This is a genomic window from Streptomyces sp. NPDC025721, from assembly GCF_055558595.1.
Genome location: NZ_JBVHMF010000029.1, coordinates 106,639 through 121,236, shown reverse-complemented (window position 1 = coordinate 121,236; position 14,598 = coordinate 106,639). Strand labels below are relative to the sequence as shown.

General features: G+C 71.8%; 13 protein-coding genes and 1 tRNA gene. 5 read left to right on the top strand and 9 right to left on the bottom strand.

The genetic code is table 11. From position 1 onward, the window contains the following. Positions 1–163: 163 nt before the first annotated feature. The 3 genes from ACZ4EF_RS30930 to ACZ4EF_RS30920 all read right to left on the bottom strand — a co-directional run bounded on the left by ACZ4EF_RS30930 (position 164) and on the right by ACZ4EF_RS30920 (position 3,724). On the bottom strand, positions 164–1,018 hold the full coding sequence (locus ACZ4EF_RS30930; protein ID WP_355343134.1) for a fumarylacetoacetate hydrolase family protein: 855 nt from the start codon (positions 1,016–1,018) through the stop codon (positions 164–166). 204 nt (positions 1,019–1,222) lie between these two features. Continuing rightward, positions 1,223–2,119 (bottom strand): class E sortase, encoded by an 897-nt coding sequence (locus ACZ4EF_RS30925; RefSeq protein ID WP_467507357.1) that lies wholly within the window; start codon positions 2,117–2,119, stop codon positions 1,223–1,225. A gap of 33 nt (positions 2,120–2,152) precedes the next feature. Beyond that, positions 2,153–3,724: a DUF445 domain-containing protein gene (locus ACZ4EF_RS30920; RefSeq protein ID WP_401305052.1), complete on the bottom strand. Its 1,572-nt coding sequence runs from the start codon at positions 3,722–3,724 to the stop codon at positions 2,153–2,155. A 355-nt stretch (positions 3,725–4,079) separates the two neighbouring features. Here ACZ4EF_RS30920 and ACZ4EF_RS30915 point away from each other — a divergent pair, with 355 nt between their 5' ends. Further along, a complete protein-coding gene (locus ACZ4EF_RS30915) occupies positions 4,080–5,213 on the top strand; it encodes an aminotransferase class V-fold PLP-dependent enzyme (RefSeq protein WP_391047094.1) in 1,134 nt (377 codons plus the stop codon). A 204-nt stretch (positions 5,214–5,417) separates the two neighbouring features. Further along, the gene (locus tag ACZ4EF_RS30910) at positions 5,418–6,560 is read left to right on the top strand and encodes a N(5)-(carboxyethyl)ornithine synthase (protein ID WP_355343125.1); all 1,143 of its coding nucleotides are present in this window, start codon (positions 5,418–5,420) and stop codon (positions 6,558–6,560) included. 186 nt (positions 6,561–6,746) lie between these two features. Here ACZ4EF_RS30910 and ACZ4EF_RS30905 read toward each other — a convergent pair whose 3' ends face one another. The 3 genes from ACZ4EF_RS30905 to ACZ4EF_RS30895 form a co-directional block, all read right to left on the bottom strand. Continuing rightward, complete coding sequence (locus ACZ4EF_RS30905; RefSeq protein WP_391117272.1) at positions 6,747–7,697, bottom strand: ABC transporter ATP-binding protein; 951 nt, start codon at positions 7,695–7,697, stop codon at positions 6,747–6,749. Positions 7,698–7,851: 154 nt separating this feature from the next. Next, positions 7,852–8,616 (bottom strand): ABC transporter permease, encoded by a 765-nt coding sequence (locus tag ACZ4EF_RS30900; RefSeq protein WP_355343292.1) that lies wholly within the window; start codon positions 8,614–8,616, stop codon positions 7,852–7,854. Between the two features lie 208 nt (positions 8,617–8,824). Then, complete coding sequence (locus ACZ4EF_RS30895) at positions 8,825–9,628, bottom strand: ABC transporter permease (RefSeq protein WP_355343119.1); 804 nt, start codon at positions 9,626–9,628, stop codon at positions 8,825–8,827. Between the two features lie 328 nt (positions 9,629–9,956). On the opposite strand from ACZ4EF_RS30895, the gene ACZ4EF_RS30890 reads away from it, so the two are divergent. Further along, positions 9,957–12,248, top strand: a complete 2,292-nt coding sequence (locus tag ACZ4EF_RS30890; protein ID WP_467507354.1) for a transglycosylase domain-containing protein — start codon at positions 9,957–9,959, stop codon at positions 12,246–12,248. A 187-nt stretch (positions 12,249–12,435) separates the two neighbouring features. Here ACZ4EF_RS30890 and ACZ4EF_RS30885 read toward each other — a convergent pair whose 3' ends face one another. Next, positions 12,436–12,738, bottom strand: a complete 303-nt coding sequence (locus ACZ4EF_RS30885; RefSeq protein ID WP_188282170.1) for a GroES family chaperonin — start codon at positions 12,736–12,738, stop codon at positions 12,436–12,438. Positions 12,739–12,799: 61 nt separating this feature from the next. After that, positions 12,800–13,132 (bottom strand): DUF3618 domain-containing protein, encoded by a 333-nt coding sequence (locus ACZ4EF_RS30880; RefSeq protein WP_355343113.1) that lies wholly within the window; start codon positions 13,130–13,132, stop codon positions 12,800–12,802. Positions 13,133–13,244: 112 nt separating this feature from the next. Between ACZ4EF_RS30880 and bcp the strand changes: the two genes are divergently transcribed. Further along, on the top strand, positions 13,245–13,712 hold the full coding sequence (gene bcp, locus ACZ4EF_RS30875; RefSeq protein WP_355343110.1) for a thioredoxin-dependent thiol peroxidase: 468 nt from the start codon (positions 13,245–13,247) through the stop codon (positions 13,710–13,712). A gap of 84 nt (positions 13,713–13,796) precedes the next feature. Beyond that, a tRNA-Leu gene (locus tag ACZ4EF_RS30870) sits at positions 13,797–13,883 on the top strand. Positions 13,884–13,935: 52 nt separating this feature from the next. Here the strand turns inward: ACZ4EF_RS30870 and rdgB are convergent. Beyond that, positions 13,936–14,541, bottom strand: coding sequence for an RdgB/HAM1 family non-canonical purine NTP pyrophosphatase (gene rdgB, locus ACZ4EF_RS30865; RefSeq protein WP_391163952.1), 606 nt, complete (start codon positions 14,539–14,541; stop codon positions 13,936–13,938). Positions 14,542–14,598: the final 57 nt, after the last annotated feature.

Genomic DNA, 14,598 nt, shown 5'->3' with positions numbered 1-14,598 from the left:
GGGGAGTGTCTCGCTTTTGGCGTTTCGCGGTTCCGCCGTAGGCAACAGGGGGGGGGTGGGAGGAGGGGACCTGCGTGGGGAACAGAGGGAGGGGGTTGGGGGGCGGCCCCCCCCGGGGGGCGGGCCCGCTGTGCGCGTGCCGGTCAACGGCCGCGCGGTGGGGTCAGGCGGACGTGAACTGCTGGCGCTGCGTGCCGAGTCCGTCGATGCTCAGCTCGACGACATCGCCGGGCCGGAGGTACGGCTTGGGTTCGGGCTGGCCCATCGCCACACCGGCGGGGGTGCCGGTGTTGATGACGTCGCCGGGGTAGAGCGTCATGAAGTGGCTGAGGTAGCGCACGACTTCGGCGACGGGGAAGATCTGGCTCGCGGTGGAGCCGTCCTGCTTCAGCTCGCCGTTGACCCAGAGCCGGAGGCGCAGGGCCTGCGGGTCGGGGACCTCGTCGGCGGTGACGAGCCAGGGGCCGAGGGGGTTGAAGGTCTCGCAGTTCTTGCCCTTGTCCCACTGGCCGCCGCGCTCGATCTGGAACGCGCGCTCGGAGACGTCGTGCGCGATGGTGTACCCCGCGACGGCGGCCAGCGCCTCCTCGTGCGAGGCGGCGTAGCGCAGTTCCCGGCCGATGACGACGGCCAACTCCACTTCCCAGTCGGTCTTTTCGCTGCCGCGCGGCACCAGCACCGTGTCGTCGGGGCCGACGACCGTGTCCGGGGCCTTCATGAACACGACGGGCTCGCCCGGCGCCTGGGCGCCGGTCTCGGCCGCGTGGTCGTGGTAGTTGAGCCCGATGCAGACGATCTTGCCTATCCGGGACAGCGGCGGGCCGACCCGCAGCGACGGGTCGAGCGACGGGAGCGAGCCGTCGGCCGCGGCCTCGGCCACCGCGGTGAGCGCCGCCGAATCGGCGAGGAGCTTCCCGTCGATGTCGGTCACCAGACCGCTCAGGTCACGCAGGACACCGTCTCCGTCGAGCAGGGCCGGGCGCTCCGCCCCGGCGGGGCCGACTCGCAGCAGCTTCACGTGGGTACTCCCATTTTTTCCGGTCGCCTCTGGGCGACCTGCCCCGGTCCGGGGCTCGGTCATCGGTCGGCACCCGGTGGGAACGGTCATCGGATGTCTTGTCCGATCCTCCAACTCCGCCCCCGGCCCGCGCAACCCCCGGCCCACCCCGTGGGACAGCCGCTCTGGCAGAAGGTCCGCACGGGCCCGGGCCCCGGACAGGCCCTAGCGGGAGGCGGTGGATTGGAGGGTGCCCCAGAGGACGAGACGGTAGCGGGAGGTGAATTCGGGAGTGCAGGTGGTGAGCGTGATGTAGTGCGCGACCCCGCGCATACGGGCGGAGGAGTGGACGGAGCTGTAGGGAATGGGCGCGATGACGGTTCCGTCGGAGGCATACGTCTGGGGAAGGACTTCGCGGATCACGTACGTGTAGCGATGGGCGGCCGTCTCGACCTCGACGGTGTCGCCGACGCGGAGCCGGTTGATGTAGCGGAACGGCTCGCCGTGGGTGTTGCGGTGCCCGGCGAGGGCGAAGTTGCCGGTGGCGCCGGGCCCCGCGGTGCCGGGGTAGTGGCCGACGTAACCGTGGTTGAGGATCGCGGACTTGCTGATGCCCTCGGCGATCGGCGCGGTGATCCCGATCCGGGGTATGTGGATGACGGCGAAGCCCGGATCACGGGTGCCGCCCTTCGAGGAGGGCGGCGGCGCGGCGGCGGACGGGGCCGGGCCGCTCGGCGTGACGGCCGGATCGTCACTCGGCGCGACGGTACCCGGCGAGGGCGCCGCGGGAGAGGGCGACGGCGTGCCCCAACTCCGTTCCAGCGCGGCGACTTCGCGCCGGGCCGCCGCGTGCGCCTGCACATTGGTCCACCACAACTGGTGGACGACGAGCAGGAGTACGAGCGCCCCCGCGGTCATGGCCAGTTCGGCCGCCGCCCACAGCAGCCGCCCGGTCAGCGAGCGCCGAGGACGGGGCCCGCGGCCGTAACCGGGGCCGTACGCCTGCCCGTAGCGGCGGCCGTAGCCGCGCCCGTAGGCGACGACGCGCCGCCGCCGGGGCGGGCCCGACCCCCGCCTGGACGTCGCACCCCGCCGACCGTGCCGTATCTGACGAACCGTCACATCGGCAACGATACGGCGGTACGGCGCCGCCCGTCAGCCCCCCGCGAGGCGGGAGATGGCGAAGATGGCCAGGCCCGCGAGGGCGCCGACGACGGTGCCGTTGATCCGGATGAACTGGAGGTCGCGGCCGACGTGGTTCTCGATCTTGCGGGACGTCTGGTCGGCGTCCCAGCCCGCGACGGTCTCGGAGATCAGCGAGGTGATCTCGTCGCGGTAGGTGGTCACGAGATACGTGGCGGCGTCCTCCAGCCAGACGTCGACCTTCTCCTGGAGCCGCGGGTCGGTGGCCAGCTTGCGGCCGAGCGACAGCAGGGAGGCGCGGGCGCGCATCCGCAGCTCGCTGCGCTCGTCCTCGGCGGCGGCGACCATCATCGTGCGCACCGCGCCCCACACGGACGCGATGAGGTCCTGCACCTCGCCGCGCGCCAGCAGGTCCCTCTTCAGCCGCTCGACGCGGGCGCGGGTGTCCGGGTCGGACTGGAGCTCGACGGCGAAGTCGCCGAGGAAGCGGTCGACGGCGCCGCGCGCCGGGTGGCCGGGGGAATCGCGCATCTCGGTGACGAAGCGCAGCAGCTCCTTGTAGACCCGCTCGCCGACCTTGCGGTCCACGAAGCGCGGGGTCCAGCCGGGGGCGCCGCCCTGCACCGCGTCCATGACCGAGTCGCCGTGCTCGACCAGCCAGTCGTGGGCGCGGACGCAGACCAGGTCGACCATGCGGCGGTGGCCGCCGTCGGCGACGATCCGCTCCAGCATCTTGCCGAGCCCCGGCGCGACCTCCTGGGCCTCCGCGCGCCGGGTGATCGCCTCGCTGACCACGGCCTGCACGTCGGAGTCGCGCAGCACCGTGAACATGCCGCGCAGCGCGGCGGCGGCCTGCTCGGTGACCTTGTCGGCGTTGGCGGGCTCCGACAGCCAGCCGCCGAGCCGGGTGCCGATGCCGACCGCCCGCAGCCGGGTGCGGACGACCTCGGCCGACAGGAAGTTCTCGCCGACGAAGTCGCCGAGGCTGGCGCCGAGGGCGTCCTTCTTGGTCGGGATGATCGCGGTGTGCGGGATGGGCAGGCCCAGCGGGCGGCGGAAGAGCGCGGTGACCGCGAACCAGTCGGCGAGCGCGCCGACCATGCCCGCCTCCGCGGCGGCGGCCACGTAACCGGCCCAGCCGCCCGCGCCCCGCGAGTCCGCCCACTTCGCGAGCGCGTAGACGACGGTCGCGACCAGCAGGAAGCCGGTCGCGATCAGCTTCATCCGGCGCAGGCCCCTGCGGCGCTCCTCCTCGGCCGCGGCGCCGCCGGGCGCGTCGGCCAGTCCGCCGCGCGGTGAGGGCCGCCCGCGCGGGGCGGAACCGGGCCCGGAGCCGGAGCCCGAGCCGCCGGAGCCCCCGGAGCCGCCGTGGCCCCCGCCGCCTGCGCCGTTCCGGGACGCGCCGCCGGGGCCCGAGCCGTCGGCCGTCGGCGCAGCGTCCCCGGCCTCGGGCCCGAGCGCGATCCGTCCGCCTGATTCCGGCCGTGCGCCGTTGGCCGCGGGGCCATGGGCCGCCGGGGCCGCACTGCCCGCACCCGCCGCCCCGCCCGTACCGGTCCCGCCGCTCGTGCTCGCCGTTTCCATCCGCTCCCGCTCCGCCCGCGTGTCCACCCGGGTATTGTCGCCGCCCGCGGCCGTCACGGCCCGGTGATCCTTGTCGTACGCGCGCACGTACGCCAGCCCGTACGCGCTCCGGTACGCCTGCCCGTACGCGCGCACGTACGCCAGCCCGTACGCGCTCCCGCTTCCCGCTCCCGTGCGCCTCCTCGTCCGCGCGCCCGTACCCGTCGTGCCGGCGCTTTCCCCCCGCGCCGACAATGGGGGAACGAACGGCGGGTTCCCGGTGCCTCCCGGCACCGGGAACGGCCCACGACGCACGCATACCCCCGCACGGCACCGCCACGTACGAGCGACAGACAGCGACAGGGAGCACACCGCGATGACAGCGCCGCACGCCACCGGAGGGCTGCCCGGTTACGCCGAGCACTTCGAGGAGCCGGAGGGCTATCTCGACTTCGCCCGTTACGGTCCGCCCTCGCGGGACGTGCTGGCCGCGACGGCCGAGGCGCTGGAGAGGTCGGCCCACGCCGACCAGGACACGGTGAACGACCTGATGCGCGCCGAGCCCAGGGCGCGGGAGGCCGCCGCCCGGCTGGCGGGCACCGACGCGGCGCACACGGTACTGCTGCCGAACACCTCGACCGGCCTGTTCCACGCGGCCTTCGGCCTCCCGGCGGGCACGGTGCTGGTGCCCGCGGGCGAGTTCCCCGCCAACCACTACCCGTGGCGGCGCAGCGCGGAGCTGGGCCGCGCCGTACCGCGCGTGCTGGAGCCGGACGCGCGGGGGCGGATCACCGCCGACGCCGTACGGGCGGCGCTGACCGACGACGTCGTGGCCGTGTCGGTCAGCGCCGTGGACTTCCGGACCGGCTACCGGGCGGATCTGGCGGCGCTGCGCGAGGTGATCGGCCCGGACCGGCTGCTGGTGGTGGACGCCATCCAGGGCTTCGGGGTGGCGGATCTGCCGTGGGCGGCGGCGGACGTGGTGGTCGCGGGCGGCCAGAAGTGGCTGCGGGCGAGCTGGGCGACCGGCTTCGGAATCCTCTCCGACCTCGCGCTCGACCGTCTGGAGCCGACGCTCGGCGGCTGGACCGGCGTCGAGGACGCGGGCGTCTTCGACGACGTCGAGCACCCGCCCGCGCCCGGCGCCCAGCGCTGGAGCACCACCAATCTGAGCCCGGTCACGGCCGCCGCGCTGGCCACGGCGCTGGAGCTGGTGGAGGGCGTCGGCGTACCGGCCGTCGAGGCGCACATCCGCGCGCGGGTCGGCCAGTTCATCGACGCCGTCCGGTCCTGCGGCGGCGACGTCCTGTCCCCCACCGACCCCGCCGAGCGGGCCGGGATCGTCTCCTTCCGGCTGCCCGGCACCGACCCGCGGCACGTGGCGAAGGCCCTGCACGCGCACGGGGTCACGCCGTCGGTCCGTACGGACTCGGTACGGCTGTCCGCGCACGCCTCCACCCGGCTCGCGGCCGTCGATCGCGTCCGCGCGGCCCTGACGTCGCTGCGCTGATCCGGCGGCGGCGGCCCCGCGCACGCGTGCCGCCCACAGCGGTTGTCCCCCCGACGTCCCCCGACGTCCCCCGCGTCCCCCCTGACGCGGGGGGCGTCGCGCCCACTCCCCGTGTGCTACACAGGGAGTAACCAAAGGGGCATTTTGCAGCAGCTCAAGCAGCACAGGCAGAACCCGCAGCAGCCGCACCTCACGCTCGGAATCATGGCGCAGACGCGCAAGGAGAACGAGCACCGTCTGCCCATCCATCCGGCCCACTTCGAACGCATCGACGCCGACCTGCTCGGCAGCATCTATCTCCAGACCGGTTACGGCGAGCACTTCGGTGTGCCGGACGAACAGCTCGCGCCGCTCGTCGCCGGTTTCCGGCGGCGCGAGGAGCTGATCGCCGAGTGCGATGTCGTCCTGCTGGCCAAGCCGCTCCACGAGGACCTGGCGGAACTGCGCGAGGGCCAGGTCCTGTGGGGCTGGCCGCACTGCGTGCAGGACGAGAAGGTCACCCAGGCCGCGATCGACCGGCGGCTGACCCTGATCGCCTTCGAGGCGATGAACCACTGGCACCGCAACGGCTCGTTCAACCTGCACGTCTTCCACAAGAACAACGAGCTGGCCGGATACTCCTCGGTGCTGCACGCCATGCAGCTCACCGGGGTCACCGGTGACTACGGGCGGCGGCAGCGCGCGGTCGTGATCGGCTTCGGCGCGACCGCCCGCGGCGCGGTCACCGCGCTCAGCGCGCTGGGCGTGCACGATGTGGACGTGCTCACCGCCCGCGGTGTGACGGCCGTCAGCTCGCCCATCCACTCCGCGCGGATCGTGCACTTCGACCACGACGAGGCCGACGACACCCTCGACCCGCGGCGCAGCGTCGTCCTGACCGAGGACGGCCCGCAGCCGCTGGCCGAATTCCTCGCCGGGCACGACATCATCGTCAACTGCGTGCTCCAGGACACCGACGCGCCGCTGATGTTCCTGATAGAGGACGACCTGCCCAGCCTCGCGCCCGGCACGCTGATCATCGACGTGTCCTGCGACGAGGGCATGGGCTTCGCGTGGGCCAGGCCCACCACCTTCACCGACCCGATGTTCACCGTCGGCGACCACGTCCAGTACTACGGCGTCGACCACAGCCCGTCGTACCTGTGGAACTCGGCCACCTGGGAGATCAGCGAGGCGCTGCTGCCGTATCTGCGGCGCGTCCTGGAGGGCCCGGCGGGCTGGGACGCGGACGACACCCTGCGGCGGGCGATCGAGATCCGCGGCGGGACCGTGCAGAACCCCAAGGTGCTGGCCTTCCAGCACCGCGCCGAGGAGTATCCGCACGACCACGTCCCGGCACGGCCGTAGCCGAATCGCCTGCCGGGGCGCGTACGGCCTCGCGGTCGTCCGCGCCCCGGCCGGTCGGGGGCGGTCCGTCGGGGCGGTCCGTCAGGTGCGCCCGGTCGGGGGCGGTCCGTTTCAGGTGCGCCCGTCAGGTGCGGACCGCTTCAGGTGCGGACCGCTTCAGGTGCGGTCCGTTCAGGTGCGGTCCGTTCAGGTGCGGTCCGCGCCGTACATCCGGGCGATGACGTCCTCGATGGCCGGTTCGCGGACCGACAGGTCCACCAGCGGGTAGTCGGCGGCGACCGCGGCGACCAGCGGGGCGGCGCTGGCCTGCGCGGGGAAGGCCAGCCACTGGCGGGGGCCCTCGACCTTGACGCAGCGGGCGCCCTCGACCTGGACCGGGGGCAGCTCGCGGGCGAAGTCCGCCACCAGGGTCCGCTCGCTCTCCCCGACCGCGTGCAGTCCGCCGAGGTCCCCGTCGTACATCAGGCGGCCGTGGTCGATCACCATCACCCGGCGGCACAACTGCTCGATGTCGGTGAGGTCGTGCGTGGTGAGCAGCACCGTCGTGCCGCGTTCGGCGTTCACCGTGCGCAGGAAGTCGCGCACCTTGGACTTGCTGATCACATCGAGCCCGATCGTCGGCTCGTCCAGGTACAGCACCTCGGGATCGTGCAGCAGCGCCGCCGCGATGTCGCCGCGCATCCGCTGCCCCAGCGAGAGTTGGCGCACGGGCACGTCCAACAGCGGCCCCAGGTCGAGGAGTTCGACGCAGGCCGCGAGATTGCGGGTGTAACGGGCGTCGTCGATCCGGTACATGCGGCGGACCAGTTGGTACGAGTCGCGCAGCGGCAGGTCCCACCAGAGCGTGGTGCGCTGGCCGAAGACGACACCGATCCTGCGGGCCAGCCGGGTACGGTCGCGCGTCGGGTCCAGGCCGCAGATCCTGATCCGGCCGCCGCTGGGGTTGAGGATGCCGGTGAGCATCTTGATCGTCGTGGACTTCCCCGCGCCGTTGGGCCCGATGTAGCCGACGATCTCGCCGCGCGGCACGGTGAAGGAGATCCCGTCCACCGCCCGCACCTGGCTGCGCACCCTGCGCAGCGCGCCCGCTTTGCGGCGTACGTCGAAGACCTTCTCGACGCCGTCCAGCGCGATCACGGTGTCTGTGCCGGGTCCCGGCCCGCCCCCGGCACCTGTGGCGCCTGCTCCGGTGGCTCCCGTTCCCGCGGCTCCCGTTCCTCCGGTTGCTCCCGTTCCTCCGGTTGCTCCTGTTGCTCCTGTTGCTCCTGTGCGTTGCTCGATCACGGCCGTCTCAACTCCCTGTGCTGCGGTACGTACGAAGGGCCGCGCGCCAGGCGAGCCCGGCCAGCCCGCAGCAGAGCGCGGCGACCAGCGGGGAGGCGAAGTCGACCCAGCCGGGCAGGCCGAGCGGGTCGGGTTCGCCGAGGATGCGCAGGGCGGGCAGCCAGTTGACGAAGGCGAGCGGCACCACGAAGGTGACGCCGCGCACGAGGTCGCGGGCGAAGATGCCCGGCGGGTACTGGAGCATCGTGTTGCCGCCGTAGGTCACCGAATTCTGCACCTCGGAGGCGTCGCCCGCCCAGAACTGGAAGGCGCCGCCCGCCACGTACACCGCGCAGAAGATGACCGCGCCCGACAGCACCGTCACGGGCAGCAGCAGGACGGTGACCGGCGACCAGTCGATGTCCGCGTGCGCGACCGCCCAGCCGAGCACGATCAGACCCTGGGTGATCCGGCCCAGCCTGCGCAGCGCGAACCGGTCGGCGGCGACCTGCGCGAGCACCGGCACCGGGCGCAGCAGCAGCGTGTCGAGCGTGCCGTCCCTGATCCGGCGGCCGAGCCGGTCCATGGAGCCCAGCACCAGATCGGCGACGCCGAAGGACGTGCTCGTGGTGCCGTACAGGAACGCCACCTCGGCGAGGGTGAAGCCGCCGAGCACGGTGATGTGCGAGAACATCAGCAGGATCGTCACGAAGTCCAGGCCGGTGGCGGCGAAGTTGCCGAACGCGGTGAGGACGAAGGACGTCCGGTACGCCATCGTGGACCGCACCCACATGCCGACGATCAGCCGGTAGGTCCGCCACGTCTCACGGACGGTGAACCACGCGCCGCCGGCGGTGTCGTACGGGTCGACGGCCCCGACCGATTCGACGGAGCCGAAGCCCCCGAAGCCCCCGACGCCCTGGGCGCCGTCGAAGCCACGGGAGCCCCCGAGGCTCCGGCCGTCCTCGGCGCGCCCGGCGCCGTCGCGGACCGTGGATTCCTCAGCCACCCTGCACCACCACCCTGCGCGCCGCGACGGCCTGCAACGCGCGGCCGGTCAGCAGCAGCGCCGCCGCCCAGCCCGCCTGGAAGGCCAGCGCGAGCAGCGCGTCCGTCCCCCGGTGCCGCTCCAGCAGCACATCGGCGGGCACCTGGAGCATCGCCGCCCACGGCATCGACCGCGCGAGCGTGCCGAGCCAGCCCGGGAAGACGGTCAGCGGCAGCAGCATCCCGGAGAAGAACAGCCCGGCCAGGAAGGCGACCTGGCTGACGCCCGCCCCGTCCAGCAGCCAGAAAGCGCTCAGCGCCACCAGGAACCGCACCGCGAAACTCACCACCACCCCCAGCGCCACCGACACCAGGAACAGCAGCCAGGTCACCGGCCGCGTCGGCAGCGCCAGATCGAACGCCAGCGCCCCGCACACCATCGGCATCACACCGCGCCCCATCAGCTGGAAAGAGGCCCGGCCCAGATCCGCCGCCAGCCACCACCCCTGGAGGTCGGCCGGGCGGTACAGGTCCACCGCGATGTCACCCGACCTGATCCGCTCCATCAGCTCGTCCTCGAAGCCGCCGCCCATCAACGCCATCGTCTGGAGCAGCGCCTGCCCGATCCAGACATACGTCAGCGCCTGCGCCTCGGTGTAACCGCCGAGGTGCGGGCGCTGACCCCACAGCGCCACATAGCTGTAGGCGACAATGAAACCGAAGACCGTATTGGTGAAGACACCCGCCGCGGTCGCCGTCCGGTAGGTGGCGTAACGCCGGAAACCGCGCACCACCACGGCCCCGTAGAAGCCGCCCATCACTCACTCACCCCCGAAAAAGACGCAAGTCGGCGAGCCTAGTACGCGGCGAACCCCACCCACCACCGGTTTTCTCCGCGGCGTTCCGCACCCCGGCGACCCACCCCAACGGGTGACACGCGTGCGCCGTCCGGCCTGTCACAGCCCTGTCACGGATGCGCGGCGTTGAACCCCGGCGGGCTAATGGTGCGACAGTGTTTGGCGGCGGCCTACGTAAGCGTACGTAACGATTGGTCCATCATGTTCCGCCGCGGACCAACCCCGGCAGCGGCGGAGGAGTCCCAACAGATATGAGCCACGAGCCGAAACCGACGACGGGCGAGCGGGCATGACCGGCGGGCAGGGCTGGGGACCGCGCCCGACGCTCACCGACCGCAGGGGACGGCCGCGCCGTACCGGCCTGCGCCGGCTGCTGCCGACCTGGCGCATGGTCACCGGCGGCGTACTCGCCGTCCTGATCGTCCTCATCGGCGGCTTCTTCCTCGGCTACGCGCTGGTCTCCATCCCCGACCCGAACGCCGCCGCCACCGCGCAGAGCAACGTGTACGTGTACGCGGACGGCACGACGGAGATCGCCCGCGACGGCGCGATCAACCGTGAGAACGTCACCCTCAGCGGCGTCGCCAAGACCGCGCAGCACGCCGTGCTCTCCGCGGAGGACCGGAATTTCTACCACGAGTCCGCCGTCAGCCCCAAGGCCATGCTCCGCGCCGCCTGGAACACCGCCACCGGCAAGGGCAGGCAATCCGGCTCCACCATCACCCAGCAGTACGTGAAGAACTACTACCTGAACCAGTCGCAGACCGCGGTCCGCAAGGTCAAGGAATTCTTCATCGCCATCAAGCTGGACCGCAACGAGACCAAGGACCAGATCCTCGAGGGCTATCTCAACACCAGCTACTACGGGCGCAACGCGTACGGCATCCAGGCCGCCTCCCAGGCGTACTTCGGCGTCAACGCCAGCGAATTGACGACCGCTCAAGGCGCCTATCTGGCAACGCTGTTGAACGCGCCCAGTGAATACGACCTGGTCGCCCACCCGGAGAACGCCCCGGCGGCGAAAGGCCGTTGGAACTACGTACTGGACGGCATGGTCAAGGAGGGCTGGCTCAGCCAGTCCGAGCGCAACGCGACGGTCTTCCCCGGCATCGACAAGCCCAAGCCCGTCGCCAGCAAGGCGGGACAGCGCGGCTACATCATCGAAGCCGTCAACCGCTATCTCTCCGACAACCACATCGTCGACGCCGACACCCTGCGCCTGGGCGGCTACCGCATCGTCACCACGATCCAGAAGCCCAAGGAAGACGCCTTCGTCGCCGCCGCCCAGAGGAACATCTACGACCGGCTCGGCCACAAGACCGTCGACAAGTACGTCCGCGCGGGCGGCGCGTCCATCGACCCGGCCACCGGCAACGTCGTCGCCCTCTACGGCGGCATCGACTACACCAAGCAGTACGTCAGCAGCGCCACCAACGCCACGTATCCGCCCGGCTCGACCTTCAAGCCGGTGATCTTCGCCTCCGCCGTCCAGCACGAGTCCTCGACGCAGGACAAGGAGCCGATCACTCCCAAGACGGTCTACGACGGCACCAACAAGCGCGAGGTGATCGGCCCGGACGGGCCCACCGGCTACAAGCCGGAGAACGAGGACCAGGGGTCCTACCCCGACATCACCGTCACCCGCGCCATGGACAAGTCCGTCAACGCCGTCTTCGCGCAGATGGCGCAGGACGTCGGCACCCGCAAGGTGATCGACACCGCGCACGACCTGGGCATGCCGGACGACGTCAAGATCCCCGAGACACCCGCGATGGCGCTCGGCGCCTTCGGGGCCAGCCCGCTGGACATGGCGCAGATGTACGCCACGCTCGCCAACCACGGCAAGGAGATCCCGTACTCGCTCGTCCTGAAGATCACCAAGGACGGCAACGACGTGAGCCTGCCCAAGCGCGACGCCGTCCAGTCCGTGCCCCGCCAGGCCGCCGACACCACGACGTCCATTCTGCGCAGCGTCGTCGACAGCCCCGGCGCGACCGCGACCGTCGCCCAGGACTCCGGCTGGCCGTCGGCCGCCAAGACCGGTACGGCGGACGACGACATCGCCGCCTGGTTCGCCGGCTACACGCCCAAACTCGCCACCGTGGTCGCCGTGTTGGGCATGAACCCGGACAACGGCAAACAGGAGAAGCTGTACGGCGCGATGAATCTGCCGCGGATCAACGGCGGCGGGCCGCCCGGCTCGGTGTGGGCCGACTACACGGCGGCGGCGCTCAAGGGCGTGCCCAAGCAGAACTTCTCGCTGGACGTGCAGAGCGGCCTGCCCACGCAGCCGCCGGCGACCACCGCGAGCCCGACCGACACCCCGACGTCGACGCCGCCCACGTCCGAGCCGCCGACCACCCCTCCCTCGACGACCACCGTGCCGCCCACCACGCAGCCGCCGACCACGGAACCGCCCACGACGCAGCCCCCGACCACCGAGCCGACCCCGTCCGACACGTTCAACCCGATCGGCGGGGTGACGGGCGGGACGAGTCCGGGCGGCGGGAGCAGTGGCGGCGGGGGCGGTGACGGGAGCGGTACGGCGGGGCCGGACGGGAACAGTTCACCGGGCGGGTGAGGAGGCCGGGCGCGGGGGCCCGGCATGTGCGGGGGCCGGGCCGCGGGCAGGAACCTCAGCGGCCCGGCTCCGGGGAACCACCGGCCTCAGGGATTCCGGTCATCCACCGGTCTCAGGGAGTCCGTCATGCACCGGGCTCAGAGAGTCCGTCATCCACCGGTCTCAGGGATTCCGTCATCCACCGGCCTCAGAGATACAGCCCGGTGGAGTCCTCCGAGCCCTGGAGCCGCTCGGCGGCGACCGCGTGCAGATCGCGCTCCCGCATCAGGACGTACGCGACACCGCGCACCTCGACCTCGGCCCGGTCCTCCGGGTCGTACAGCACCCGGTCGCCGACCTCGACGGTCCGCACATTCTGCCCGACGGCCACGACCTCGGCCCACGCCAGGCGCTTGCCGACGGCCGCGGTCGCCGGAATCAGAATCCCGCCGCCACTGCGGCGTTCACCCTCACCGCTGTCCTGGCGCACCAGAACGCGGTCGTGCAGCATGCGGATGGGCAGCTTGTCGTGCTGCTCGCTCTTCGAACTCTTCGAACTCACGGCCACGACGTTACCGGCGGCGCCGCCACACCGTGAGACCGGCCACCGCGGCGACCAGCGCCACCCCGGCGACCGCCGCCGGAATGACCCGCTCGGGGCGGGGCGCGCCCTTCTCGTCGACGAAGTGCGCACGCGTCCTGCCGACCGCGCGGTTCGCCGCCACGAACGCCTGCCCGACACTGCGGTCCACCGCGGAAACGGCCTTGGCCTTGGTGTCCCGGACAATCGTCACCGGGTGCACCCGTACCGCGATCTCGTCCAGCGTCGACGCCAGATCCTGCCGCCTGCGGGTGATCTCCGCCTCGATCTGGGCGGCCGTCCTGACTTCCGACCCTTCCGACACCGCGGTTCCTCCATCGCCTGATTCGGTAGCGTTCGGACAGTCTGTCAGTACGACGCGGCCCGCGCCCCGTCGGCACCCCCGAATGCGCCCCATTGCACAAGGAGTTTCCCTCATGTCCGAGCGCCTGGCCCCCGGCGACACCGCCCCCGACTTCACCCTTCCGGACGCCGACGGCAAGCCCGTCTCCCTCGCCGACCACCGCGGCCGCAAGGTCATCGTCTACTTCTACCCGGCCGCCCTCACCCCCGGCTGCACCAAGCAGGCGTGCGACTTCACCGACAATCTCGACGTCCTCGCCTCCGCCGGGTACGACGTCATCGGCGTCTCCCCCGACAAGCCGGAAAAGCTCGCCAAATTCCGCGAGAAGGAATCCCTCAAGGTCACCCTGGTGGCGGACCCCGACAAGGCCGTGCTCACCTCCTACGGCGCCTTCGGCGAGAAGAAGCTCTACGGCAAGACCGTCACCGGCGTCATTCGCTCCACCGTCGTCGTCGACGAATCCGGCAAAGTCGCCCACGCCTTCTACAACGTCAAGGCCACCGGCCACGTCGCCAAACTCCTCAAGGACCTCGCCGTCTGACGTGACCACGTATCCACGGACGCGGGGGCGGGTGTGACCACGTACCGCAGACCACACCGGGTCGATACCATGGTGAGGTTGCACGCGGCCGTGTCGTAACAGGCAGCCGAGCTGGGTTTAGATCCCAGTGGGAGAAATCCCGTGTGGGTTCGAATCCCACCGGCCGCACCATGTATGGCCTGCGATTCAAAGGTCGAATCGCAGGCCATTGTCATGCGCGGGGTCAGGCCAGGAGTTCCGCCACCAGGGGGGTCAGGGCGCGGAAGGCTTGGCCGCGGTGGCTGATGGCGTTCTTCTCCGCGGGGGTGAGTTCGGCGCAGGTGAGGGTGGAGCCGTCGGGCTGGAGGATGGGGTCGTAGCCGAAGCCGTTGGTGCCGGCGGGGGCGGTGCGCAGGGTGCCGCGGAGGCGGCCTTCGACGACGCGGGTGGTGCCGTCGGGGAGCGCGAGGGCGGCGGCGCAGGTGAAGTGGGCGGCGCGGTGGGGGGTGTCGATGTCGCCGAGCTGGGCGAGGAGCAGGTCGAGGTTGGCCGCGTCGTCGCCGTGCTTGCCCGCCCAGCGGGCGGAGAAGATGCCGGGGGCGCCGCCGAGTACGTCGACGCAGAGCCCTGAGTCGTCGGCGACGGCCGGCAGCCCGGTACCGGCCGCCAGCGCCCTCGCCTTGAGCAGGGCGTTCTCGGCGAAGGTGATGCCGGTTTCCCTGACGTCGGGGATCTCGGGGTAGGCGTCGGCTCCGACGAGGTCCACGTCCAGGCCGCTGTCGGCGAGGATCGCGTGGAGTTCGGTGACCTTGTGTGCGTTGCGGGTGGCGAGTACGAGGCGGCGGGTCATGGGGGAATTATCTCCGGCCGGATGCCGTGGCCGTTGAGGCGGTCGTGTGACGACGGT

Excerpts from the sequence above, each read along its gene's own strand:
- ACZ4EF_RS30920 (WP_401305052.1), bottom strand. The coding sequence starts at position 3,724 with ATGGAAACGGCGAGCACGAGCGGCGGGACCGGTACGGGCGGGGCGGCG.
- ACZ4EF_RS30915 (WP_391047094.1), top strand. The coding sequence starts at position 4,080 with ATGACAGCGCCGCACGCCACCGGAGGGCTGCCCGGTTACGCCGAGCAC.
- ACZ4EF_RS30910 (WP_355343125.1), top strand. The coding sequence starts at position 5,418 with ATGGCGCAGACGCGCAAGGAGAACGAGCACCGTCTGCCCATCCATCCG.
- ACZ4EF_RS30900 (WP_355343292.1), bottom strand. The coding sequence starts at position 8,616 with ATGTGGGTGCGGTCCACGATGGCGTACCGGACGTCCTTCGTCCTCACC.
- ACZ4EF_RS30895 (WP_355343119.1), bottom strand. The coding sequence starts at position 9,628 with ATGGGCGGCTTCTACGGGGCCGTGGTGGTGCGCGGTTTCCGGCGTTAC.
- ACZ4EF_RS30890 (WP_467507354.1), top strand. The coding sequence starts at position 9,957 with ATGACCGGCGGGCAGGGCTGGGGACCGCGCCCGACGCTCACCGACCGC.
- ACZ4EF_RS30885 (WP_188282170.1), bottom strand. The coding sequence starts at position 12,738 with ATGCTGCACGACCGCGTTCTGGTGCGCCAGGACAGCGGTGAGGGTGAA.
- bcp (WP_355343110.1), top strand. The coding sequence starts at position 13,245 with ATGTCCGAGCGCCTGGCCCCCGGCGACACCGCCCCCGACTTCACCCTT.
- rdgB (WP_391163952.1), bottom strand. The coding sequence starts at position 14,541 with ATGACCCGCCGCCTCGTACTCGCCACCCGCAACGCACACAAGGTCACC.